At 70.8% G+C, this 23877-nt stretch carries 24 protein-coding genes; 4 read left to right on the forward strand and 20 right to left on the reverse strand.

Annotation, left to right across the window (positions count from 1 at the left end):
* Window positions 1-15 precede the first annotated feature (15 nt).
* The gene (locus ACIBI4_RS17960) at window positions 16-699 is read right to left on the reverse strand and encodes a response regulator (protein ID WP_399204881.1); all 684 of its coding nucleotides are present in this window, start codon (window positions 697-699) and stop codon (window positions 16-18) included.
* Between the two features lie 45 nt (window positions 700-744).
* A complete protein-coding gene (locus tag ACIBI4_RS17965; protein ID WP_399204882.1) occupies window positions 745-1947 on the reverse strand; it encodes a sensor histidine kinase in 1203 nt (400 codons plus the stop codon).
* 157 nt (window positions 1948-2104) lie between these two features.
* Between ACIBI4_RS17965 and ACIBI4_RS17970 the strand changes: the two genes are divergently transcribed.
* Window positions 2105-2797, forward strand: coding sequence for a DNA alkylation repair protein (locus ACIBI4_RS17970; RefSeq protein WP_399204883.1), 693 nt, complete (start codon window positions 2105-2107; stop codon window positions 2795-2797).
* Window positions 2798-2858: 61 nt separating this feature from the next.
* Here ACIBI4_RS17970 and ACIBI4_RS17975 read toward each other — a convergent pair whose 3' ends face one another.
* Both ACIBI4_RS17975 and ACIBI4_RS17980 read right to left on the reverse strand, forming a co-directional pair.
* The gene (locus ACIBI4_RS17975) at window positions 2859-4169 is read right to left on the reverse strand and encodes a PH domain-containing protein (protein WP_399204884.1); all 1311 of its coding nucleotides are present in this window, start codon (window positions 4167-4169) and stop codon (window positions 2859-2861) included.
* A complete protein-coding gene (locus ACIBI4_RS17980) occupies window positions 4166-4678 on the reverse strand; it encodes a PH domain-containing protein (RefSeq protein WP_399204885.1) in 513 nt (170 codons plus the stop codon). The genes ACIBI4_RS17975 and ACIBI4_RS17980 overlap by 4 nt, the downstream gene beginning before the upstream one ends.
* Before the next feature lie 53 nt (window positions 4679-4731).
* On the opposite strand from ACIBI4_RS17980, the gene ACIBI4_RS17985 reads away from it, so the two are divergent.
* The gene (locus tag ACIBI4_RS17985; protein WP_399204886.1) at window positions 4732-5883 is read left to right on the forward strand and encodes an NADH-quinone oxidoreductase subunit D; all 1152 of its coding nucleotides are present in this window, start codon (window positions 4732-4734) and stop codon (window positions 5881-5883) included.
* On the opposite strand, the gene ACIBI4_RS17990 is transcribed toward ACIBI4_RS17985, so the two are convergent.
* The 9 genes from ACIBI4_RS17990 to ACIBI4_RS18030 all read right to left on the reverse strand — a co-directional run bounded on the left by ACIBI4_RS17990 (window position 5848) and on the right by ACIBI4_RS18030 (window position 13967).
* Entirely contained in the window at window positions 5848-6858 is a 1011-nt protein-coding gene (locus ACIBI4_RS17990) for an SAM-dependent methyltransferase (RefSeq protein WP_399204887.1), read from the reverse strand. The genes ACIBI4_RS17985 and ACIBI4_RS17990 overlap by 36 nt on opposite strands.
* A gap of 77 nt (window positions 6859-6935) precedes the next feature.
* Window positions 6936-7994 carry a hypothetical protein gene (locus ACIBI4_RS17995; RefSeq protein WP_399204888.1) on the reverse strand — a complete coding sequence of 353 codons (1059 nt, stop codon included), beginning with the start codon at window positions 7992-7994 and terminating at the stop codon, window positions 6936-6938.
* Window positions 7995-8103: 109 nt separating this feature from the next.
* The gene (locus ACIBI4_RS18000; RefSeq protein WP_399204889.1) at window positions 8104-9252 is read right to left on the reverse strand and encodes a hypothetical protein; all 1149 of its coding nucleotides are present in this window, start codon (window positions 9250-9252) and stop codon (window positions 8104-8106) included.
* Window positions 9253-9305: 53 nt separating this feature from the next.
* Window positions 9306-9926: a class I SAM-dependent methyltransferase gene (locus ACIBI4_RS18005; RefSeq protein ID WP_399204890.1), complete on the reverse strand. Its 621-nt coding sequence runs from the start codon at window positions 9924-9926 to the stop codon at window positions 9306-9308.
* 235 nt (window positions 9927-10161) lie between these two features.
* Window positions 10162-10647, reverse strand: a complete 486-nt coding sequence (locus ACIBI4_RS18010) for a DUF3180 domain-containing protein (RefSeq protein WP_399205283.1) — start codon at window positions 10645-10647, stop codon at window positions 10162-10164.
* An 89-nt stretch (window positions 10648-10736) separates the two neighbouring features.
* Complete coding sequence (folK, locus tag ACIBI4_RS18015) at window positions 10737-11336, reverse strand: 2-amino-4-hydroxy-6-hydroxymethyldihydropteridine diphosphokinase (protein ID WP_399204891.1); 600 nt, start codon at window positions 11334-11336, stop codon at window positions 10737-10739.
* Window positions 11333-11692: a dihydroneopterin aldolase gene (folB, locus tag ACIBI4_RS18020; protein WP_399204892.1), complete on the reverse strand. Its 360-nt coding sequence runs from the start codon at window positions 11690-11692 to the stop codon at window positions 11333-11335. The genes folK and folB overlap by 4 nt, the downstream gene beginning before the upstream one ends.
* Window positions 11693-11937: 245 nt before the next feature.
* Window positions 11938-12438, reverse strand: coding sequence for a pyridoxamine 5'-phosphate oxidase family protein (locus tag ACIBI4_RS18025; RefSeq protein WP_399204893.1), 501 nt, complete (start codon window positions 12436-12438; stop codon window positions 11938-11940).
* Window positions 12439-12485: 47 nt separating this feature from the next.
* The gene (locus ACIBI4_RS18030; protein WP_399204894.1) at window positions 12486-13967 is read right to left on the reverse strand and encodes an MFS transporter; all 1482 of its coding nucleotides are present in this window, start codon (window positions 13965-13967) and stop codon (window positions 12486-12488) included.
* 180 nt (window positions 13968-14147) lie between these two features.
* Here ACIBI4_RS18030 and ACIBI4_RS18035 point away from each other — a divergent pair, with 180 nt between their 5' ends.
* Window positions 14148-15071: a LysR family transcriptional regulator gene (locus tag ACIBI4_RS18035; protein ID WP_399204895.1), complete on the forward strand. Its 924-nt coding sequence runs from the start codon at window positions 14148-14150 to the stop codon at window positions 15069-15071.
* Window positions 15072-15102: 31 nt separating this feature from the next.
* On the opposite strand, the gene ACIBI4_RS18040 is transcribed toward ACIBI4_RS18035, so the two are convergent.
* Both ACIBI4_RS18040 and folP read right to left on the reverse strand, forming a co-directional pair.
* The gene (locus ACIBI4_RS18040; protein WP_399204896.1) at window positions 15103-15555 is read right to left on the reverse strand and encodes a nuclear transport factor 2 family protein; all 453 of its coding nucleotides are present in this window, start codon (window positions 15553-15555) and stop codon (window positions 15103-15105) included.
* A 45-nt stretch (window positions 15556-15600) separates the two neighbouring features.
* Window positions 15601-16473, reverse strand: a complete 873-nt coding sequence (gene folP / locus ACIBI4_RS18045; protein WP_399204897.1) for a dihydropteroate synthase — start codon at window positions 16471-16473, stop codon at window positions 15601-15603.
* Between the two features lie 271 nt (window positions 16474-16744).
* Between folP and ACIBI4_RS18050 the strand changes: the two genes are divergently transcribed.
* Entirely contained in the window at window positions 16745-17863 is a 1119-nt protein-coding gene (locus tag ACIBI4_RS18050) for an alpha/beta hydrolase (RefSeq protein ID WP_399204898.1), read from the forward strand.
* A 7-nt stretch (window positions 17864-17870) separates the two neighbouring features.
* Here the strand turns inward: ACIBI4_RS18050 and folE are convergent, their stop codons facing one another.
* The 5 genes from folE to ACIBI4_RS18075 all read right to left on the reverse strand — a co-directional run bounded on the left by folE (window position 17871) and on the right by ACIBI4_RS18075 (window position 23837).
* Window positions 17871-18476 carry a GTP cyclohydrolase I FolE gene (folE, locus tag ACIBI4_RS18055; protein ID WP_399204899.1) on the reverse strand — a complete coding sequence of 202 codons (606 nt, stop codon included), beginning with the start codon at window positions 18474-18476 and terminating at the stop codon, window positions 17871-17873.
* Between the two features lie 152 nt (window positions 18477-18628).
* Window positions 18629-20692, reverse strand: a complete 2064-nt coding sequence (gene ftsH, locus ACIBI4_RS18060; RefSeq protein WP_399205284.1) for an ATP-dependent zinc metalloprotease FtsH — start codon at window positions 20690-20692, stop codon at window positions 18629-18631.
* Window positions 20693-20899: 207 nt separating this feature from the next.
* On the reverse strand, window positions 20900-21460 hold the full coding sequence (gene hpt, locus ACIBI4_RS18065) for a hypoxanthine phosphoribosyltransferase (RefSeq protein ID WP_199549649.1): 561 nt from the start codon (window positions 21458-21460) through the stop codon (window positions 20900-20902).
* A 69-nt stretch (window positions 21461-21529) separates the two neighbouring features.
* Window positions 21530-22546: a tRNA lysidine(34) synthetase TilS gene (tilS, locus tag ACIBI4_RS18070; protein ID WP_399204900.1), complete on the reverse strand. Its 1017-nt coding sequence runs from the start codon at window positions 22544-22546 to the stop codon at window positions 21530-21532.
* 163 nt (window positions 22547-22709) lie between these two features.
* Window positions 22710-23837 (reverse strand): zinc-dependent metalloprotease, encoded by a 1128-nt coding sequence (locus ACIBI4_RS18075; protein ID WP_399204901.1) that lies wholly within the window; start codon window positions 23835-23837, stop codon window positions 22710-22712.
* Window positions 23838-23877: the final 40 nt, after the last annotated feature.

The following is a 23877-nucleotide window of genomic DNA, read 5'->3' on the forward strand; positions in this document are numbered from 1 at the left end:
CCCCACCCGCGGGACCTACGCCCCGCCGCCTCCGGCCCGCACCAACCCCGTCTCGTAGGCCAGCACGACCACCTGCACCCGGTCCCGCAGCCCCAGCTTCGTCAGGATCCGCCCCACGTGCGTCTTCACCGTGGCCTCCGACAGGACGAGGCGTGCGGCGATCTCGCCGTTCGACAGGCCCTGGGCGACCAGGATCATGACCTCGCGCTCGCGGCCCGTGAGGAGCTCCAGCTCCTTCTGGGGCGGCTGCGCACCCGTCGCCGGGAGCATCGGCGCGAAACGGTCGAGCAGCCGGCGGGTGGTCGAAGGCGCCACCACCGCGTCGCCGCTGTGCACCGACCGGATGGCGGCAAGGAGCTCGGCGGGCGGCACGTCCTTGAGCATGAAGCCGGACGCGCCCGCCTTCAGACCCGAGAACGCGTACTCGTCGAGGTCGAACGTCGTCAGGATCAGCACCTTCGGCGGGTTCTCCCGCTCGCAGATGCGGCGGGTCGCCTCCACCCCGTCGAGCCTCGGCATCCGGACGTCCATCAGGACCACGTCCACCGCCGTGGCCCGCAGCACGTCCAGCGCCTCGGCGCCGTCACCGGCCTCGGCCACGACCTCCATGTCCGGCTGCGCGGCAAGCACCATCCGGAACCCGGTGCGCAGCAGCACCTGGTCGTCGACGAGCATCACGCGGATCGGCTGCGCTTGCATGGGGGTCCTTCCCGGGGACGGGGACGTACGAGCGAGTGACAGGTGTCAGTGGGCCGGTTTGAGCGGCAGCAGGGCGCTGATGCGGAATCCTCCGCCGGGCCGGGGCCCGGCGTCCAGCGTGCCGCCGACCATGCCGACGCGCTCGCGCATCCCGATGAGGCCGTGGCCGCGTCCGTCGGCGCCGCCGTCCTCGTACAGCTCGTGCGGCGCGCCCTTGCCGTCGTCCTCGACGAGCAGCCCGAGGCCGTCGTCGAAGTAGACGATGCGCACGCTCGCGCCCGCGTTCGCGCCGCCGTGCTTGCGTGTGTTGGTGAGGGCTTCCTGCACGATGCGGTACGCGGTGAGCTCGACGCCGCTGGGCAGCGGGCGGGGCGTGCCCTCGATCTTGAAGTCGACGGTGAGACCGGACGCGCGGCACTGCGTGACGAGGTCGTCGATCTGCTCGACATCCGGCTGCGGCACGTACTCGCCGCCCTCCGCGGGCTCCCCGGTCCGCAGCACGCCGAGCAGCCGGCGCATCTCGGCGAGCGCCTGGCGGCCCGTCCCCGAGATCGTCTCCAGGGCCTTCTTCGCCTGGTCGGGCGCCTGGTCCATGACATACGCGGCGCCATCGGCCTGCACGACCATCACCGACACGTTGTGTGCGACGACGTCGTGCAGCTCGCGCGCGATCCGGGCCCGCTCGGCGGCGACGGCCACCTTGGCCTGTGCCTCGCGCTCCTGCTCGAGGCGGGTCGCCCGCTCCTCCAGCTGCGCGAAGTAGGCGCGGCGGGTGCGCAGCGAGTCGCCGAGCACCCAGGCGAGCAGGAAGGGGACGACGAGGATGCCGGTCAGGAAGATGTTCCCGATGGGGCCGGTGCCGTCCTCCGGCCAGCGCATCTGCGACAGCGGAGCGGCGGCGAGACCGCCGCCCAGCGCGAAGCGGCGGGCCCAGGTCACATCGCGGGCGGCGACCGTGTAGATGATCACCAGCATCGCGAAGTTCGCGACCATCACGTCGTTGTCCGTGATCAGCTGGACGAGTCCGCCCGCCGCGGCGAGCAGCAGCATCTTCTCGGGAGCCCGGCGGCGCAGGGCGACGACGACGCACTGCACGAGGGCGAGCACGACCGTCAGCGCATCGGGCTCACGGGCCTGCTGCGCGTTCTCCGTGACGAGTCCGAGGCAGGTCACACCGAAGAGCACGACAGCCCAGAAGCTGTCGACACCGGTGGGGTGTCTGCGGAGGAAGTCATAGAGGCGCTGCACGTAACCCAGCGTAGATACGGGTGGCACGTGCTGGGGTCAACCGCTGGGGCGATACGTGGTGAGGCCGCGTACTCCCCAAGGTGGAGGCCGTACGCGACGGGAAGGCTCGCCTACCCTGATGCGGTAGCCGCACGACGAAGCAACCGAGGTGACGGACGTGGCCGGGACCGCCGAGAGCGCGCAGCGCGCCGAGATCGAGGAACTCCTCGCCGAGCTCGCCGCGCTCGACGAACCCAAGGTGCGCGCCGTCAACGAGAAGCACGGCGACGACCACGGCGTGAACCTGACGAAGCTGCGGGCCGTCGCCAAGCGTCTGAAGACGCAGCAGGAGCTCGCGGTCGGGCTGTGGGCCACGGACGACACCGCGGCGAAGCTGCTCGCGCTCCTGATCTGCCGCCCGAAGGCCTTCGGGCGCGACGAGCTGGACACGATGCTGCGCGGGGCCCGTACCCCGAAGGTGCAGGACTGGCTCGTCAATTACGTGGTCAAGAAGAGCAAGCACGCCGAGGACCTGCGGCTCATGTGGTTCTCGGACCCCGATCCGGTGGTCGCGAGCGCCGGCTGGGCGCTGACCGCGGACCGCGTGGTCAAGCAGCCCGAGGGCCTCGACCTGGACGGGCTGCTCGACGAGATCGAGGCGCGGATGAAGGAGGCGCCCGAGCGGCTGCAGTGGGCGATGAACAGCACGCTCGCGCACATCGGCATCGAGCACCCCGGCCGGCGCGCCCGCGCGCTCGCGATCGGGGAGCGGCTCAAGGTCCTGGAGGACTATCCGACCTCGCCCGGCTGCACGTCCCCGTACGCGCCGGCGTGGATCAACGAGATGGTGCGCCGGCAGACGGCGTCGTAAGCCCCGTACACCGGCCACCGGCCACCGGCCACCGGCCACCGACAGGGCTCACACCCGCAGCTCACGCCCGCTGCTCCCCCGCCATCCACCGGTCGGGCACCGCCGTCCTGCGTCCCGTGCGGGACCGTTCGGCCTGGGATTCGAGGAGTTCGGCGGCCTCCGCGGACGGGCGCAGACGGGCGGCGACCGAGGTGTTCGCGCCGGTCTCCACATGGACGTCCGCCACACCGCGGCGCCGCATCCACGGCCCCTGGATCAGCCGGACGCTCTGCACCTTCGCGTGCGGGACCAGCGACAGCTTCCGCCGCAGCAGGCCGTGGCGGGCCGCGAACACCGTCTCGCTGACCGCGAGCCCGTATCCCCGCCACCACAGCGGTACGCACCACCGGGCCGAGGCGGGCGGCCGCGACAGGGCCGCGGGCACCACGACGCCCGGCAGGATCTGCTCGATCACCTCGGCGGCCACCTCACGCGGAGCGACCGGGACGAGGACGTCATTGGACGATCCGGCGACGTCCAGCTCGATCCGCACCCAGCCGCGACGCCGCCACATAAGCGGCTCGACGATGTGCACGGTCTGCACCCGGCCGGGCGGCACGGTCTCGTGCGCCTTGTCGAGCAGGCCGTGGTCGAGCCGCAGCCCGTCCGGGGACGCGCCCACCGTCCAGTCGTACTCCTTCACGAACCGCCCCACACTGCTCGCCCCCGCCGCGCCGAGCAGCGGCAGGGCCGTGCCGATGACCAGCGGGATCGACTGCGTGAGGAACCACAGCAGGACCGGAACCGTGATCCCGACGATCCCCCACGCCCACATCCCGCCGGAGAGCACCAGGGACATGGCGAGCATCTGCGGTGGTACGTGGAGCAGCACCGCGGCCGGTGCCTCGCCGACCGTGCGCGCGTGCTCGGGGGCGAAACCGGCCGCGCGGGCGAGGAGTTCGGCGCGCAGGGCGCGGGCGTCGGGCTCGCTGAGGTAGGCCAGCTCGTCCTTGCGGTCGGCGCCGATGACGTCCATCTTCAGCTTCGCGACGCCCAGGAAACGGGCGAGCAGCGGCTGGTTGAGGTCGACGGCCTGCAGCCGGTCGAGGCGGATGTGGGCGGTGCGGCGGAAGATCAGTCCGGTGCGGATGCGCAGCTCGGTGTCGGTGACCGAGAAGTGGGTGAACCACCAGCTCAGGAAGCCGTAGAGCGAGGCGATGAGCACCACCGCGGCGCCGACGAGAAGGATCGTCTCCGCGGCCAGTTCGGACACCCTGCGATACGCGCCGTCCGGATCGTGGAATGCCCACCCGGCACCGACCGCGACCGGCGCCCAGGCGCGGCGCAGGGGGGTGACGGGGTGGAGGCGCCGCTCGCCCGCCCCGGGGCTCACAGCCCCGCCGATCGTGCCTCGCCCAGCTCGGTCAGCCGGTCGCGCAGGCGCTCCGCCTCCGCCGGGTCGAGCCCGGGGATCGTGGCGTCCGTCGCGGCCGCCGCCGTGTGCAGCTGCAGCGAGGCGAGACCGAACTTGCGCTGCAGCGGACCCGACTCGACCTCCACGAGCTGCATCCGGCCGTACGGGACCACCGTCTCCTCGCGCCACATCACGCCGCGCTGGATCAGCAGGTCGTCGGCGCGCTCCGCGTACCGCCACGAGCGCCAGTTCCGCCCGAGCATCGGCCAGCCCCACACCAGGAAGAACCCGGGGATCAGCGCGAACAGGGCCCACCCGGGACCGGCGAACAGTCCGAGCAGCACCCCCGTCGCCACCGTGATCGGCCCGAGCCACAGCACGAGCAGCAGCCGCCGCAGCCTGAGCATCGCCGACGGCAGCCCCTGCCACTCCGGCTCCTGCCGTGCGGGCTGGCCCGCTGCCCTCGCCTCATCGGCCGAGCTCGTCATCCCCGCATCCCCTGCCTTCACAGGTACCACCCTACGTACGACAGACTGTCCGCATGAGTCCCAAGACGGAGACCATGATCGGTATTGGCGGCGCCGCCGAGAGCACCGACATGGTGCTCAACATCGGCCCCCAGCACCCGTCCACGCACGGCGTCCTGCGCCTGAAGCTGGTGCTCGACGGCGAACGGATCGTGCAGGCCGAGCCGGTGATCGGCTATATGCACCGCGGCGCCGAGAAGCTCTTCGAGGCGCGCGACTACCGGCAGATCGTGATGCTGGCCAACCGGCACGACTGGCTCTCCGCGTTCTCCAACGAGCTGGGCGTGGTCCTCGCGGTCGAGCGGATGCTCGGCATGGAGGTGCCCGAGCGCGCGGTGTGGACCCGCACGCTGCTCGCCGAGCTGAACCGTGTCCTCAACCACCTGATGTTCCTTGGTTCGTACCCGCTCGAACTGGGCGGAATCACCCCGGTCTTCCACGCCTTCCGGGAGCGCGAGGAACTGCAGGCGGTCATGGAGGAGGTCTCCGGCGGCCGGATGCACTACATGTTCAACCGGGTCGGCGGCCTCAAGGAGGACCTGCCCCTGGGGTGGACGCAGCGGGCCCGCGCGGCGGTTGCCTCGGTCCGCTCGCGGATGGACGTCTACGACAACCTGGTACTCGGCAACGAGATCTTCCGCGCCCGTACGCGCGGGGTCGGTGCGCTCACGCCCGCGGCCGTGCACGCGTACGGGGTCAGCGGCCCGATCGCGCGCGCCTCGGGTGTCGACTTCGACCTGCGCCGCGACGAGCCGTATCTCGCCTACGGCGAACTGCAGTCGACGCTCAAGGTGGTGACGCGCGAGGACGGCGACTGTCTGGCGCGCTTCGAGGTGCTCCTCGAGCAGACCCACAACGCGCTGGACCTCGCGGACGCGTGCCTGGACCGCATGGCCGGCCTGGCCCCCGGGCCGATCAACCAGCGGCTGCCGAAGGTGCTCAAGGCGCCGGAGGGCCACACGTACGCCTGGACGGAGAATCCGCTCGGGATCAACGGCTACTACCTGGTCTCCAAGGGCGAGAAGACCCCGTACCGGCTCAAGCTCCGCTCGGCCTCGTACAACAACATCCAGGCCCTGATCGAGCTGCTGCCCGGGACGCTGGTCGCGGACATGGTGGCGATCCTCGGGTCACTGTTCTTCGTCGTCGGCGACATCGACAAGTAGGGCCGCGGCTTCGGGGCCCACGGGCTGCAGGAGCCAGCCGAAGTCGCCGAGGCCACCGCGTGCGGTGAGCTCGGCGGCCTCGCCGGCGGCGGCGAGCGCGCGGACGTATCCGGCCGGATCGGTGGCGGCCTGCGCGAGCGGCGGCCGGCCCGCGGTCAGGCCCAGGGCCCGCAGGGCCTCCCGCTGCGTCAGGAGTACGGAGCCGGGGCCCGCGCAGGCGTCGAGCGCGACGTGTGCGGTGATGTCGCAGGAGCCGTCGGGAACGGGACGGCACTCGCGTCCGTCCCGGAAGCCGGTGAGGGTGCCGAACGGGGGGCGCGCCCCCTTGTCGTGCGCGTAGTCGACGGCGACGGCGAGCCCGCTGCGCACGGCGCGCACCGCCTCCGCCCAGGCCTCGTCCCGCGGACGGCCGATCTCGGCACGCGTGCCGGGCTCGTCCGCGAGCGGCCACCAGCGGGCGAGCCAGTCGTGGTCCGGCCCGTCCGTCAGCGGCTCGCCCAAGGTCTCGGTCCCGTCGTCCTCCAGGACCCGCACGAGCCGGACGACGCCGTCCTCATCGACCTCGACGACATCGAGCGCCACGTTGTCGAGCCATTCGTTGGCGAAGAGAAGTCCGTCGACCCCGTCGGGAACGGAGTGGGTCCACTCGACCCGCCCGTCCACGAACCCCTCGGGCCTCGCCGCCCGCTCCACGGCGTACGCCTTCGTCCGCGCGGCCACCTCGGGCGCCAGCGCATCGAGCACCCCCACGGTCAACTCCCCGCGCCCCGCCCCGACATCGACGAAGTCGAGGGTGGCAGGGTGGCCGAGGGCGCGGTCGACGCGGGTGAGGAGGGCCGCGACGGCGCGGGCGTAGAGGGGGGAGGCATGCACGGAGGTCCGGAAGTGGGCGGCGGGCCCGCCGTCGGCCTGCAGATAGAACCCGTTGGGGCCGTAGAGGGCCCGCTCGGTGGCATCACGCCAGGTGGTACTCACAACTAGCCCCTGCGGCGTTTGAGCAGATCCGGACGGAGTCCGGATGCAGGGATCCCGCATCCGGACGGACCCGAACCCTACGAGATCGCCGACCTCAGCTGAGCCACATCGATCTGCTCGGTCTCGTCGTGAGCCGTGAGGTCGATGACCTCACCCACCGCACGCTCGGCCCCGGCCCGCGGCTTGAACTCACCCTCGGCAGAAGCCTTGTGCACCGCGAGCGCCTCCGCCCCGACGACATCCGCGAGATCCTCGTTCTGGACCGCCTCGATCACCTCGGGCCGCCCCTCCGCCTTCGTGCCGAAGAAGTCGAACCCTCCGACGAGCGGCCGCCGCATGGGCGTGTACGGCACGACGGCCACGGCCGCGGCGGGCACCACGGCGGCGGCAGGCCGGACGACCGGGTGCAGACCGGTGGCGGCGGCATCGGCAGCGGCGACCGGGCGCTCATGGGCCACGGCCGCCTCGGCCTGCCCCTCGACGCCACCCGCGTCCGAAGCCGCATCGCCCGAGGCCGCATCGCCCGAAGAGCCTGGAGCCGAGCCGGTACCCGGGCCCGAGCCACGCGGCCCCGGCACCCGCCCCAACTTGTCCAGCGCCGCGTTGGCCCGCAGATACAGGGACACCGACCCGCGCGGACCGCCGTCCACCTCCGCCGGCGGCAGCGCCTTCGCGGGAGCGGCCGCCTCGATGGCCAGCTGACGCCGTCCTTCGAGGGCGCTGGCCCGCTCGGTCTCCGCCGTCGCGTACCGCCGCAGCAGCGCCGCGTGCTCGCCGCGCAGTGCCGCCAGCTCGCCGCGCTTGGACCGGAGCCTGGCCTCCAGCTTGCCGCGCAGCTCGCGCGATTCGTCGAGGTCCGTCTCCAGCTCGGCCAGCCGCTCCTCGTGCTTCCACTCGTCGCTCGCACGCGCCCGCGTCAGCTCGGCGACCCGCTTGCCGGCGAACCGGTCCCAGCGGCGCATCACGACGGCACCCGCCACGGCGGAGGCCGCCGCGGCGCCGGCGAGGAGACGCAGTACGAGGGTGTCGGGAACCAGCCAGGCGCTTGCCGCGGCGACGACGGACACGGAGGCGACCGTCGACGGGGGAAGCAGTCGGTGCAGTGGGGGGGAATGGCGGTGGCGTCCACGTGGCATGGCCAGAAATTTACCGCGCGTGTCCATCACTCGGACCCCCGCCCGCCAATCTGTTCCCTTCCGGTTACTCAACCGCGCGTACGGCAGTCCTCGCGCCGTAAATGCCGTCTCACCGCCTCAGTCGCCTGAACATCGAGGTCCCGGCAACCAGCAAGGTGAGCGAGGCGACCACCGCGGCCAGCACGATCCGCAGAACCGGGGCAAGGGTGTTGTTCTCCTCGTGCACGAAGTCGTACCAGGCCAGGACCGACTGCAGCAGCGCCACCACGGTGAACACGAAGAGCATTTGATTGCGGCGCTCGTCCCGCCGGGACTGGGCCATGGTGCGGTGGAACTCGAGCATGTCGCGCAATGACTGCGTCTGCACTTCCAGGGCGGCCTGCTCCTTGTTCATCGCCCATCGCTCCATCGCCGCTTCGAACACCACCCCGGCGGCATTGACCACGTACCGGCTCTCCTCCAGCCGCACGAGGTCACGCAATGCGAGGTCCTTGCTGAGCGCCAGCGCCGTCGTGAACTGCTCATCGATCTCCGAGAGATGCTCCCAGCGGCTCTCGCGGACATTGAGCAGCCTTTCGGAGACCAAGCGGTTCGCCTCGTCCATCGCGATCCACTCCTGCTGGGCTGCCATCAGCCCGCCGAGGACCTCACCAAGTCGGTGCTCGGGCAGGCCCTTCAGCACGGTGAAGCCGTCTCCGAAGCGGAGTATCGCCGTGTCGTGGATCCGGCGCTCCACCCCGTAGCAGCGGGTCGCGGCCGGCTCCTGCCCTTCCGGCGGATCCACGAGTATCCGGTGCCACCACAGCAGCCGGCCGATCTCCATGACCGGTCCGCCCGCCGCGCCCACCGCGCTGTTCGGGCCGCTCAGCATGGCGGCGGTGATCCGCTCGTTCCAGGATCTGACCAAGGGTGCCGCTGCCACCACCAGGGCCCTCTCCCGCGCATGCATGGTGTCGCGGTCGGGCACATCGACTTCCTGCATGAAGAATCCGGTGCCGGACGGGTCGAAGCGGACCCGGGCCCGGCCCGCGCCCGGCACCTCCACCGTCCCGGAAACCCGACGGCCGCCGAACCGCGATCCACCGGTGGACATGTGGTGATCGAACAGCATCTCGGAGTCCGGTCCACCGGTTCCGGGCTGGAACTCCGGGACAGCCTGCGCAACGGCATCTGCCAGGCGCTCGCCCACCGTCCCCTGGAACGTCCTGCTGTTCATCCTGAAACCCAGCAAGAACGGCGCCATCAGCACCACACGCATGTCGAGACTCCCCGCCCCGCCGGAATCCCGACGGACCGGCAGACTCCCCTACATCATTCGGTACGGGTGAGCAGCGTCCACTGGCCGAAGCCCGACAGCCCCGTACGCCCCGTCCAGCCAGAACCAAGCCGGTCGCCCATCTCCCCTGGCGACACATACAGCGGTGTCCCTTCGCGGAAGGATGTGCACCACAGCACCTGGCCACCGGGGACGATCACCCGTTCGATCTCCTCAGGATTAAACACACCATTGAGTGCCACCATCAAGGGAACAGAGCGATCGGCAAAGGGAAGTGACCTGACGTCAGCTGCGATCCAGACCACGCCATCCTGCGGCGCACCGGTGTCGCGCCCCCTGAGCATGGCGAGGTTGACGTCGCAGGCAACCACCTTGGTGAAGCGCGCCCGCACCTCGGAGGTGGCCTCCCCGGTGCCGCAGCACACCTCCACCGCCCAGGGTGCGTCCTTCACCTCGCGCAGCCCGTCCGCGACGGACTGCGCGTAGCCCGGCTGCAGTTGGGTCCAGTCGCGCCATTCGGGCGCCTGCTCGGCATAGATCGTACGAAGCCTCGACCAGCCCTCCTCCCCGCCCAACTGACCGTCGAGCACCTGACGTTGAGCGTGACGGCTCGGGTGGGTTTCGGCCTTGAGATCCGGCGGACCGTTATGCGTCATATTGCGGACTGTAGAGGCACGGGGAGCGTCTGAGAAGAAGCGCATTCCGTCGCGGCGGGCGCTCGAGGCGGACGGAAGGGGGCGTGAGGGGAGCGCATCCCTCCGCACCATCCTGCACACATGACCTCAACTACCGTTGCTCTCAACGGAGTTGAATCACCGGCCCATCAAGTCCGGGATTCCGCCCACGACTTTGCGTCACCCTGCGATCGGGACCGACTTCGCCGGAGTCTCCCTACGCCGGCGCGCCCTCCGTGTCGTCGTCCTCCGGCAACTTGCACACGCGCTCCAGGAACAGGGCCGCCGCGATCACCGCGATGCCCGCGACCACCGCGAGGGCCGCATAGATGGCCTGGTCGCGGCGGGCGGGGACGTCGAGGTGGGCGAGCAGGAAGATGCCGACGCCGCCGTAGACGCCGCTGACCAGGGCCGAGACCAGGGCGCTTGCCTGGCCGAAAACCACCGCGCGGGCCGCCATCATCGGCTCGACGCCCTTCGCGCCGGGGACACGGTCGCGCTGGGCGCGCAGCCGGGAGCGCAGGGAGAAGGCGGTGGCCGCGAGGGCCGCGGCGATGATGCCGAGGACGATGGGGGCGGCCAGCGGGACGCTGGGCAGCGTGCCGAGCGAGTCCCGCGCCACGAGCAGCTTGGACACGGCCCAGGACAGGAGTCCGGCGACCACGAAGAGGCTCGCCAGGGTCCTGATGCGCAGCTGCTTCACGAGTGCGTTCGCCTCCACCGACGGGGGCCTGCCCCGCCTTCGTACGGTCCGGTCGGGCCCCGGTTCCGGGGCCCGTTCGACCTTAACGATTACTCGGGCAGCCGCAGTTCCAGATCCACGCGCGGCGCCACGCCCTCTCGGGTCACGGCGGCGAGCAGCTGGGCCACCGGGCCGCGGCCGGGGACGACGGCCTCCGGGTCGACGTCGTGCCAGGGCGCGAGGACGAAGGCGCGCTCGTGGGCGCGCGGGTGCGGGAGCGTGAGGACCGGGTCGTCGGAGACGACGTCCTGGTACGCGACGATGTCGACGTCGATGGTGCGTGCGCCCCAGCGCTCGTCGCGTACGCGGTGGAAGGCCTCCTCGACGGCGTGCGCGCGCTCCAGGAGCGAGGACGGTGGCAGCGTTGTCCTGATGACGACGACCGCGTTGAAGTAGCTCGGCTGGGAGCCGGGCGCCACGCCCCAGGGCTCGGTCTCGTAGACCGGCGAGACGGCCTTCACGCGCAGACCGGGGGTGTCCTCCAGGGCGTCGACCGCGCCCTGCAGCGTCTCCAGGCGGTTGCCGAGGTTGGAGCCGAGGGCGACGACGGCGAATTTGGGGTTCTGCAGGGTGCTGTCGGCGGCGTCCACCTGTTCCACGACGGAGGCGGGAACGGGCTGGACCGTGGGGTCGCTCTGCACGTTGTTCATACTCGGCTCCGGGTGATCGTGATGGTGACGTCGTCGAACGGGACGGTGATCGGGGCGCCCGGCTTGTGCACGACCACCTCGACCTCCTGGACCGCTTCGTGCTTCAGGCAGGTCTCGGCGATGCGCTCGGCGAGCGTCTCGATGAGATCGACGGGCTCGCCCTCGACGACGGCCACGACCTCCTCGGCGACGACGCCGTAGTGCACCGTCTTCGCCAGATCGTCGTCAGCGGCGGCCGAGCGGGTGTCCAGGCTCATCACCAGGTCCACCACGAAGGTCTGGCCGTCCTCGCGCTCATGCGCGAAAACGCCGTGGTGACCACGGGCCCTGAGGCCGCGCAGCGCGACACGGTCCACGCGAATCACTCCTGCTCATCTCGGTTTCATCGGGCTGCAGCCGAGTGCGGTCGGCACACCAGTCCCCTTCGAATCTACCTTCGGGTGCCCGCGGGCCTCGCCCGCGGGGGCTATGGACAGGTGGGCCGGCTCCTGCTAACAGCAGCTGACTGCGGCCTGTACCCACTGGAGCGGGCGCCAACCCTTTTCGGGGTGGCGCCCACTCGTGCGGCGGATACGGGTCCGGTTTGCCCCGGGATGGCGTGTCAGGCGGCTGCGGGCTGCCGCTCCGGCTGCCAGATCGTGCTCCGCAGATCGGAGCCGCGGACGAGCTGGATCCGCCACGGGTCGATCCGGATCACGTGGTACTCGGGGTCCTCGGGCCCGCCCCGCCAGTAATGAACCGGGTCGTACCCCACTCCCGGCGGCCCGCCCTTCTTGTAGAGCTCCCAGGCGTGGAGTTTGTCGGCCGGGTCCTCGGCCCAGGTGGAGAGGGCGTCGACGTGGACGGTGTTCTGCCGGGGGTTCCAGTAGCTGTACGTGGTGTGCGGGCTGTGCGCGAGGTGCGCGGCCTTGACCGGCGTCCTGTACACGGCCAGCCAGCCGACGGGCCGGCCGTCGACGACCTCCCAGACGGGGAACAGGACCCGGGCGCGCGGACGGTTCTTCCGGTCGACCGTGATCATCGTGGCGTATTTGATGTCGCGGATGTAGGCGAAGAACGTGTCCTGGAGGTCGGCGAAGCTGTCGGCTTTGACAGTGGGCATCGGAAGGGCTCCTTGGTGAGTCGGGAGGGGAGACGGCCGGTCAGGGGTCAGCGGGCGGTGGGGAGTCCCGCCGTACGGTCGTCCGCCGCCGCGGCCCCGTCCGCCGCCTCGCCCGTACCGATCACCCGGCTGCCGGACGAGCGCCGGGACCGGATCCCCCAGGCGGCGACCGCGGTCGCGAGCAGGGCCGCGGCGAGGGGCACCCACAGGGCCGCCCGGTACCCGTCGAGCAGCGCGCCCGGTGAACTCGACGCGGTGGCGGCCACGTTCACGGCCGCGGCGGACGAGAGGCCGAGGGCCGCGCCGAACTGGAACGAGGTGTAGAGCAGCCCGCCGGCCAGACCCTGCTCCGCCTCCTCGACGCCTTCGGTGGCGACGATGGTGAGCGGCCCGTAGGTCAGCGCGAACGCGATGCCGAGCAGCAGCAGGCTCGGGAGCATGGTCAGGTACGTCCAGTCGGCGCCGACCGGCAGGAACAGGGCGTACGACGTGGAGGTGACGAGCAGGCCGGTGAGGATCAGCCGGGCGTTGCCGAAGCGGGTGACGAGGCGGGGCACGAGGGTCGGCGCGAGGATCGCGTCGATGCCGATGACGACCATCGCGAAGCTCGTCTCCAAGGTGGACCAGCCGCGCAGTTCCTGGAGGTAGAGGACGACGAGGAACTGGAAGCCGAAGAAGCCCGCGGCGAAGAGCAGCCCGGCGGCGTTGGCCCGTACGAGAGCGGCGTTGCGGAAGATGCCGAGGCGGACCAGGGGGGTTGTGGCGCGGCGTTCGGCTACGAGGAACGCGGCGAGGGCGGCGAGGCCCGCGCCGAGCGTGCCCGCGGTCCAGACGGCCGAGGTGTGGCTCGCGCGCTCGACGCCGAGCACCAGGAGCAGGATGGCCGCGGTGATGGAGAGGCCGCCGAGCAGGTCGAGGCTCTGTCCGGTGCGGTCGGGGCGCGGGGACTTGGGGACGTACACGAGCGCGGCGGCCAGGATCAGGGCCGAGAGCACCACGGGCGCGAAGAACACCCAGCGCCAGTCGGCCGAGGCGAGCAGTCCGCCGACGACCAGACCGATGGAGAAACCGCCCGCTCCGGTGCCGGAGTAGACGAGCAGCGCCTTGTTGCGCTGCGGGCCCTCGGCGAAGCCGGTGGTGATGATGGAGAGGCCGGCCGGGGTCATGAAGGCCGCGGCGACGCCGGTGACGAAGCGGGCCGTGATCAGCGTCCAGCCCTCGGTGGCGAAGCCGCCGAGCCCGGAGAAGAGCAGGAACACGGTCAGCCAGAACACGAACATCTGACGGCGTCCGAAGAGATCGGCCGCGCGTCCGCCGACCAGCATGAAGCCGCCGTAGCCGAGGACGTACGCGCTCATGACCCACTGCAGGGAGCCGGTGGACAGACCGAGGTCGGCGCGGATGGCGGGCAGGGCCACGTTGAGCATGGCCACGTCGATGCCCTCGAGGAAGATCGCGCCGCACAGCACGAGGAGCACACCCCACTCGCGGGCACTGAACGAGGCGGCAGCTGTCTTCTGCGCACTCATGGCAGGTCAACTCCTCACGGAGAAACGGTGGTTGAGAACGCAACCACTCTCCGTCGGGGCGCGGGGCGGGAACAACGGCGAAGAACTCGACGTTCGTTCAACCACGCTTACCGATCCGCGACCGATCCGCGGCCGACCCGCGAAAGGCCCCGGTCCGGCCCGGTTCACCTGGGGGAATCGATGGAACGCGACGAGATCGAGTGCTTCCTGCTGCTCGCCGATGAGCTGCACTTCGGCCGCACGGCCGACCGTATGCGCCTCTCACGGGCGCGGGTCAGCCAGCTGGTCCAGCGCCTGGAGCGGCGGGTCGGCGCGCCGCTGTTCGTACGGACCTCACGCCGCGTCGCCCTCACCTCACTGGGGCGTCAGCTGCGGGCCGACCTGGAACCGCACCACCGCGCCATGGACGCCGCGCTCGCCCGCGCCGTCGCCACCGCGCGCGGGATCGACGCGGTCCTGCACGTCGGGTTCTCCACGCCGCTGACCGGCGAGATCGTCCTCAAGGCGACGGAGACGCTGCGGGTCAGCCACCCGGGGCTCGCGGTGGAGATCTGCGAGGTGCCGCTGACGGATCCGTACGGGCAGCTGCGCCGCGGCGAGTTCGACGTCCAGCTGCAGGAACTTCCCGTACGCGAGGACGATCTCGGCGGCGGCCCCGCGCTGCTCGCCGAGGAGCGGGTGCTCGCGGTCGCCTCCTCGCACCCGCTCGCGGTACGGGACGCGGTCTCCATGGAGGACCTCGCGGACGTGGCGCTGCTCACGATCGACGGCGACGTGCCGGACCACTGGTCCGAGCAGCAGGCGCCGCCGCACACGCCCGGCGGGCGGCCGATCGCCCGCGGGCCCGGGGTGACCAACATGCAGGAGGCGCTGATGCTGGTCGCGGGCGGCCGGGGCGCGCTGCTCACGGCCGCGCACACGCGCACGTACTACGCGCGGCCGGGGATCGCGTACATCCCGTTCGTCGACGCGGATCCCGTCGGATACGGCCTGGTGTGGCGGGCCGGGAACCACACGGGGGCCCTGGAGGCCTTCGGCGCGGCGGCCCGTGCGGCCGCGCGGGAGGTGACGCAGGGGGATCCGCGGACGGCGCTGCCCGTCTGAGACCTTCCGTCCGGGTGCCGCGGCCTCGCGCTCAGCCCTCGCCCTCCTCCTCGTCCCGCTCCGCAAGGACCGGGGACGCGTGGTGCGACCACACGCGCCAGCCGTCGTCCGTGCGGTGGAAGAGGTTGGAGGCGACAACCAACTGGCCGACCAGCGGGCCGAGTTCACCGGCCTCCTCGGAGGGGGCGCCGCTGAGGATGTTCTCCGTGCAGGTGACCAGGGCCGTGTCCCCGTTCACCGCGATCTTGACGTCGGTCAGGAAGAACTGGATGTACTCCGTGTTCGCCATGATCAGGGCATACGAGCGGAGCACCTCGCCGCGGCCCGTGAGGACCGGCCAGCCGGGGTGGACGCAGCTGACGCCGTCGCCCTCGTCGCCGCCGAGCCACAGGTCGGACAGCGCTTCGAAGTCGCCGCGCTCCATCGCTTCGTAGAAGGCGGTGTTGGCCTGCTCGACGGCTTCGAGGTCCACGGGTGACGTCACTTGTCTCCTTCGGGAGTCGGATACGGGGCGCTACGGCGCCCTCGGCTACGGCTGCGGTGCGGCGCCCTCGACCGCGCGCGCCACCCGCACCGCGTCCGCCGTGGCCCGCACCTCGTGGACGCGGACCGCCCAGGCGCCCTCATGGGCGGCGATGGCCGAGACGGCCGCGGTCGCGGCGTCGCGTTCCCGGGCGGGCGGCGGGGCGGCCTCGGGGCCCGCGGCCAGGATGCGGCCGAGGAAACGTTTGCGGGAGGCGGCGACCAGGACCGGGTGCCCCAGGGCGCGCAGCTCGCGCATCCCGGCGACCAGGGCCAGGTCGTGCTCGGCGTTCTTCGCGAAGCCGAGGCCCGGGTCGACGACGATGCGGTCCTCGGCGATCCCGCCGGAGATCACCGCGTCAAGGCGGATACGGAGTTCGGCGACGACCTCGCCGACCACGTCCTCGTACACCGCGAGGCTGTTCATGTCCTCGCTGAAGCCGCGCCAGTGCATGACGACGAACGGCGCACCGGCCTCGGCGACGACCGGGATCATCGCCGGGTCGGCGAGACCGCCGCTGACGTCGTTCACCAGGAGCGCGCCGGCCGCCAGGGACTGCTCGGCGACGCGGGCGCGCATGGTGTCGACGGAGACGGTGACGCCCTCCGAGGCGAGACCCCGTACGACCGGGATGACGCGGCGCAGTTCCTCGTCCTCGTCGACGCGGGAGGCACCGGGGCGGGTGGACTCACCTCCGACATCGACCAGGTCGGCGCCCTGGGCGACCAGGTCGAGGCCGTGCTTGACGGCCGCGGTGGTGTCGAACCAGCGGCCGCCGTCGGAGAAGGAGTCCGGGGTCACATTGACCACGCCCATGACCGCGCAGCGGTCCCAGTCGGGGAGTCCGGCGACGTGTCCTCGGGGGTGCGGCTTGCTCATGAGGCAAGCGTAGGGCCCTCGCAGCGTGACGAAGCCCTCGGCCTTCCAGCGGCTGCGGGGTCGGGGAGCGCCGCGAATTCACTCCGATGGCGGATCAGGAGTGCCATGAGCAGCAGGTGCAGACGGCGCGGGCGGGGGAGGCGGCGCATTCTTGGAGGGCGAACCCCGGGAACCTTGTCCGTTTTTTCCGCATCTATCCACCTGGAGGGTTCGGTCGTATCCCCTCAGAACGCTACCGATCCACTCAAAACGCTACCGACGAGGCAATCCCATGGGTCTGACGAGCACCGCGGCGCTGGCGCTGGCCGTCGCAGTGGCCGTGCTCCTGTTCGTGGGCACGGTCTGGCTGTGGCCGCGGCTTGCGGGACGGAACTGGCGGGCCGTCCTCGGCCGCATCGTGCTGCTCGCGCTCACCCAGGCCATGGTGTTCGCCTCGGTCGGGCTCGCCGCCAACCGCGAATTCGGGTTCTACGCGTCGTGGGCCGACCTGTTCGGGCAGGAGCAGGATCCGGGCGTGGTCGTCGACCACGACACCTCGGGCGCGGCGAACGGCCCGGTCACGGTCACCGGCAAGCAGATGGTGAACGTGCCCGGCGGCGCGAAGCCCCGGGTCGGCGGGCAGATCCAGGAGGTGCGGATCGCCGGGGCGAAGTCGAAGCTGACAAGCCCCGCGTACGTCTATCTGCCGCCGGAGTACTTCCGTCCCGAGTACAAGGACCGTACGTTCCCGGCCTCCGTGGTGATCACCGGCTATCCGGGCACCGCCGAGAACCTCATCAAGGGCCTGCACTATCCGCAGACGGCCAACAAGCAGGCGCGCGACGGAAAGATGCAGCCGATGATCCTTGTCATGCTGCGGCCCTCGATCGTGCCCGGCCGGGACACGGAGTGCGTGAACATACCGGACGGCCCGCAGACCGAGACCTTCTTCGCCGAGGACCTGCCGACCGCGGTCGGCGCCACCTACCGCGTCGGTACGAAGCCGCAGAACTGGGGCGTGATCGGCAACTCCACCGGCGGCTACTGCGCGCTGAAGATCGCGATCAAGCACCCGGACCGCTTCGGCGCGGGCGCCGGCCTCTCCGCCAACTACATGGCACCGATCGACGACCAGACCGGCGACCTCTTCCAGGGCGACGAACGGACCAAGCGCGAATCCGACCTGATGTGGCTCCTCGACCACCGCCCGCCCCCGCCCGTCTCCCTGCTGGCGACGAGCAGCAAACAGGGCGAGGACAACTACGACGACACCCTGAAGTTCATCGACAAGGTCAAGGCACCGACCCGCGTCTCGTCGATCCTGCTGGATTCGGGCGGGCACAACTTCAATACGTGGCGGAGGGAGATTCCGGCGACGTTGGTGTGGATCAGCGGGCGGCTGAAGGCGTGAGTGCCGGCTATTTGGCCAGAATGAGGCTCATCGCCTCAGAACGCGTGGTCGCGTCCCGCAGTTGTCCGCGCACCGCTGACGTCGTGGTCTTCGCGCCCGGCTTACGGATGCCGCGCACCGACATGCACATGTGCTCGGCTTCGATCACGACGATGGCGCCACGAGCTTCGAGGATCCTCATCAGGGAATCCGCGATCTGCGTGGTGAGGCGTTCCTGGACCTGCGGACGTCGCGCGAAGACATCGACCAGCCGGGCCAGCTTCGACAGGCCGGTGATCTTGCCGGACTCCGCGGGGATGTAGCCGACGTGCGCCACGCCGTGGAACGGCAGCAGGTGATGCTCGCACAGGCTGACGATCTCGATGTCCTTGACCAGGACCATCTCGTCGTGGCCCAGGTCGAACGTCGTCGTGAGGACGTCCTCGGGCTGCTGCCGCAGGCCGGCGAGTATCTCGCGATACGCCCGCGCCACCCGCGCCGGCGTATCGAGCAGCCCCTCACGGTCCGGGTCCTCACCGACCGCGATGAGCAGCTCGCGTACGGCGTTCTCGGCGCGCTTCTCGTCGAACTCGCCGATCTTGGACTGCCCGTCCAGCGTCACCGGGTCGGTCATCTGTGCCTCGTTCCTCTGGTTCGCCCTCGGGGCTCTCGCACGCGCATACGGAAATGCCGCGCCCCCCAAGGCTAAAACCTGGGGGGCGCGGCATCCATTCCGGGCCTGCCGTGGCCGCCGGGACCTGGGTCCGGGCGGCCGGGCGGCAGGGGTTACGCCTCGGGGCGGTCCTCCGGGGCCGGCTCCGGGGACTTGCCCAGCTGCGGGGTGGTCGTCTCCGTGGCGGAGGCGGTGACGGCGGGCGCCGTGCCGTTGGCGCCGTTGGTCAGGGAGAGCTCGCGGGGCGAGAGCACCGGGGGTCGCGTCGAGGGCGTACGGCGAGCGGAGCCGGTCCACGCGGGGCGGGCCGGGCGCTTGACGATCGGCGCGAAGACTTCGGCGATCTGCTCCTTGTTGAGCGTCTCCTTCTCCAGGAGGGCGAGGACCAGGTTGTCGAGGACGTCACGGTTCTCGACGAGGATCTCCCAGGCCTCGTTGTGCGCGGTCTCGATGAGCTTCTTGACCTCTTCGTCGACCAGCGCCGCGACCTCTTCCGAGTAGTCGCGCTGGTGCGCCATCTCCCGGCCGAGGAACGGTTCGGTGTTGTCGCCGCCGAACTTGATGGCGCCGAGCCGCTCCGTCATGCCGTACTGCGTGACCATCGCGCGGGCCGTGGCAGTGGCCTTCTCGATGTCGTTGGCGGCACCCGTGGTCGGGTCGTGGAAGACGAGCTCCTCGGCCGCGCGCCCGCCCAGCATGTAGGCGAGCTGGTCGAGCATCTCGTTGCGCGTGGTCGAGTACTTGTCCTCGTCCGGGAGCACCATCGTGTAGCCGAGCGCGCGGCCGCGGCTGAGGATGGTGATCTTGTGGACGGGGTCGGAGTTCGGCGAAGCGGCCGCGACCAGGGCGTGTCCGCCCTCGTGGTACGCGGTGATCTTCTTCTCCTTGTCCGACATGATCCGGGTCCGCTTCTGCGGGCCCGCGACCACACGGTCGATCGCCTCGTCCAGCATGTGGTTGTCGATCAGCTTCTTGTCGCTGCGCGCCGTCAGGAGCGCCGCTTCGTTCAGCACGTTCGACAGGTCCGCACCGGTGAAGCCGGGCGTACGACGGGCGACCGCGCCCAGGTCGACGTCCGGGGCGACCGGCTTGCCCTTCTGGTGGACCTTGAGGATCTCCAGACGGCCCTGCATGTCCGGGCGGTCGACCGCGATCTGGCGGTCGAAGCGGCCGGGGCGCAGGAGGGCGGGGTCGAGGATGTCGGGCCGGTTCGTGGCGGCGATCAGGATGACGCCGCCCTTCACGTCGAAGCCGTCCATCTCGACGAGGAGCTGGTTGAGGGTCTGCTCGCGCTCGTCGTGACCGCCGCCGAGGCCGGCGCCGCGGTGGCGGCCGACCGCGTCGATCTCGTCGACGAAGACGATCGCCGGGGCGTTCGCCTTCGCCTGCTCGAACAGGTCACGGACTCGGGAGGCACCGACACCGACGAACATCTCGACGAAGTCGGAGCCGGAGATCGAGTAGAAGGGGACCCCGGCCTCACCGGCGACGGCGCGCGCGAGGAGCGTCTTGCCGGTTCCGGGCGGGCCGTAGAGCAGCACGCCCTTCGGGATCTTGGCGCCGACGGCCTGGAACTTGGCCGGCTCCTGCAGGAACTCCTTGATCTCGTGGAGCTCCTCGACGGCCTCGTCCGACCCGGCCACGTCGGCGAAGGTCGTCTTCGGGGTGTCCTTGGTGATCAGCTTCGCCTTGGACTTCCCGAACTGCATGACGCGCGAGCCGCCGCCCTGCATCTGGTTCATCAGGAAGAGGAAGACGACGACGATCAGGACGAAGGGCAGCAGCGAGAGCAGGATGCTGACGAACGGGTTCTGCTTGGACGGCGAGACGGTGTAGCCGTCCTTGAGGTCGCCGTTGGCGACGTCGTCCTGCAGCGTGTTGGCGATGGCCACACCCTGGTCGCCGATGTAGCTGGCCTGGATCTTGTCGCTGCCGCCGTACTTGTCCTTGTCGGCGTCGCTGATGCCGTCCTTCAGCTCGACCTTGATGAGCTGCTCGTCACCGGTGGTGAGCTTGGCGCTCTGGACCTGCTTGTCCTTGATGGCCTGGTAGACCTCGCCGGTGTCCACCGTCTTGTAGCCGCCGGACGAGCCGACGACCTGCATCAACACGACCACGGCGAGGACGGCCAGCACGATCCACATGACCGGCCCACGGAAGTATCGCTTCACGTCCATCCATACGGAGCGGCTGAGCCGCTCCGTCCCTCCTGCCATAGTGAGTTTGATAGGGCTTGTTCAAGCTTGTGTAAGCGGAAAAAAGCTGTTCTTCGGACGGTACCCCAGCATTGCCACCCGGCGCGGCAGGGGACGGCTGGAAACCCGCCTTCCCATGCTCCAACGCGGGGAATCGGGTGAGGGTTCCCGCTCGCGGAGTGCGCCGGGTCAGCCGCCGTAGACGTGCGGGGCGAGGGTGCCGACGAACGGCAGGTTGCGGTACTTCTCGGCGAAGTCCAGGCCGTAGCCCACGACGAACTCGTTGGGGATGTCGAAGCCGACCCACTCGACGTCGATGGCGACCTTGGCGGCCTCGGGCTTGCGCAGGAGGGTGCAGACCTTGAGGGACTCGGGCTCGCGCGAGCCGAGGTTGGAAAGCAGCCACGAGAGGGTGAGGCCGGAGTCGATGATGTCCTCGACGATCAGGACGTGCTTGCCCTTGATGTCGGTGTCGAGGTCCTTGAGGATGCGGACCACGCCAGAGGACTGGGTCCCGGCGCCGTAGGACGACACCGCCATCCAGTCCATCGTGACGGGGGTGGACAGCGCGCGCGCCAGGTCCGCCATCACCATGACGGCGCCCTTGAGGACACCCACGATGAGCAGGTCCTTGCCCGCGTACTCCGCATCGATCTTCGCGGCCAGCTCGGCCAGCTTCGCGTCGATCTCTTCCTTGGTGATGAGCACCTTCTCGAGGTCGGTGCCCATGTCGTTCGCGTCCACCCGCATCACTTTCGTCGTCCGAGGTGCCGGCCGCATCACCGGCGGCTTGCGAGCCGCCCGCATCAGGAGTCTGCGTCAGCCCTGCCGGATGACCAGTCTGCCACCCTGCCGCTGGGCCACGACCCGGCCGGGCAGATTGATGGCCTTCTGGCCGCGCCAGCCGGTGATGAGGCGGTCGATCTCCTCGATGTGGCGCGCGAACAGCGAACCTGCGGGCGAGCCCGCGTCGATGGCCGCGCGGCGCAGGATGCGGCGGCGCACGGCGGGCGGCAGCGCGAAGAGCTTCGCGCATTCGAGGAGCCCGGTGTCGTCCCGTACGGTCGCGTCGGCCTGTGTGGCCCAGGAGTCGAGGGCGTCGGCGTCGTCGCGGGAGAGCTGCGCGGTGCGGGCGAGGGCCTCCACCACGCCTTTGCCGAGAGCCTTCTCCAGGGCGGGCAGGCCTTCGTGCCGCAGCCGGGAGCGCGTGTAGGCGGGGTCGGCGTTGTGCGGGTCGTCCCAGACGGGCAGCGACTGGACCATGCAGGCCTTGCGGGCGGTCTGCCGGTCGACCTGGAGGAAGGGGCGACGGTAGCGGCCCGCGGTGCCCGAGGTCTCGGCCATGCCGGACAGGGAGCGGATCCCGGAACCGCGGGCGAGGCCGAGGAGCACGGTCTCGGCCTGGTCGTCGCGGGTGTGGCCGAGCAGGACGGCGGCGGCGCCGAGGCGGCGGGCGGCTTCGTCGAGTGCGGCATAGCGGGCGTCGCGGGCGGCCGCCTCGGGGCCGCCTTCGCGGCCGACGGTGACGGCGAGCGATTCGACGGGGCCGAGGCCGAGGGCCGTCATACGGACGACGACTTCGGCGGCGCGCAGATCGGAGCCGGGCTGCAGACCGTGGTCGACGGTGACGGCGCCGGCGCGGATGCCGAGCTTGGGGGCCTCGAAGGCGAGGGCGGAGGCGAGCGCCATGGAGTCGGCGCCGCCGGAGCAGGCGACGAGCACCAGGGGGGCGGGGGCGTCAGGGGCGTCGGAAGCAGCAGGGGCGTCGGTGAGGACGTCGTGGAGAACACGGCGGACTGCCAGGCGTATCGCCGCGACCGCAGGATGGGGACCCATGGTCCGGTTCCCTTCGGGGAGCTGTGGAAGGTGTGGTCACTCAGAGTGCATCGATGGTGACAGAGACGAGTCGCTCCCTGAGCATTGCACGCCTTCCGCAGGCCCACGGTCCCCCGGAAGGGTGATGACGAAGGCTTGATTCTGCCGGGAGGTGGCGCGGAGCTCAGGATTCTGCTTTACGGTGCACCCTCGCGACCCAGTCGGCGGGTTTGGCGATCTCCGCCTTGGTGGGCAGCGTGTTGGGTGAGGTCCAGACGCGGTTGAAGCCGTCCATTCCGACCTCGTCAACGACTGCGCGCACAAAACGTTCGCCATCGCGGTACTGCCGGAGCTTCGCGTCGAGGCCGAGGAGCTTGCGCAGCGCCATATCCAGCCGCGAGGCGCCCTTCGCGCGGCGCTCCTTGAACTTCTCGCGGATCTCGCCGACCGACGGCACGACGCCGGGTCCGACTCCGTCCATCACGTAGTCCGCATGCCCTTCGAGCAGGGACATCACCGCGGTGAGGCGGCCGAGGATCTCCCGCTGGGCGGGGGTCTGCACGATCTCGACGAGGGAGGGCGCGTCGTCGTCGGCGCCTTCCGTCTTGTTGCCGGCGAGCGCCGAGGCCGCCTCGCGGAAGCGTTCGAGGACGGTCATCGGGTCGACCTCGGTCTCGCCGAGGAATGACTGGATCTCGCCCTCCAGGTGGTCGCGCAGCCAGGGCACGCCGGTGAACTGGGTGCGGTGAGTCTCCTCGTGGAGGCAGACCCAGAGCCTGAAGTCGTGCGGGTCCACGTCCAGTTCGCGCTCGACGTGCACGATGTTCGGCGCGACGAGGAGCAGACGGCCGCCGCCGTTGCTGGAACCGGGGAGGTCCTTGGTGGGCGGGGCGAAGGTCTCGTACTGCCCGAGGACGCGGGAGGCGAGGAAGCTGAGCAGCATGCCGAGCTCGACGCCGGTGACCTTGCCGCCGACCGCGCCGAGCACCGCGCCGCCGGGGCCGCCGCCGCGGCGCTCGTGCATCTTCTCCAGGAGCGGCTTGAGGACGGCGCGGAAGCCGGCGACGTTGGCTCGCACCCAGCCGGGCCGGTCGACGACCATGACGGGGGTGTCGTGCTCGGCGTCGGTGGCCATCCGGGTGAAGGAACGGACGTGCTCCTCCGAGGACTTGGCGTGCCGGCGCAGCTCCGCGACGATGGCGCGCGCCTCGTCCCGGCTGACCTCGGGGCCTGGGCGCACCAGGCGGGTCGCGGTCGCGACCGCGAGATTCCAGTCGACCATCCCTTGCGCGGCACCGCCGATGCTCGTCATGCGTCAACCGTACGTGCTCGGGGGGCCGGGCGGTGAGGGT

This window comes from Streptomyces sp. NPDC050418, from assembly GCF_044458745.1.
GTDB lineage: Bacteria > Actinomycetota > Actinomycetes > Streptomycetales > Streptomycetaceae > Streptomyces.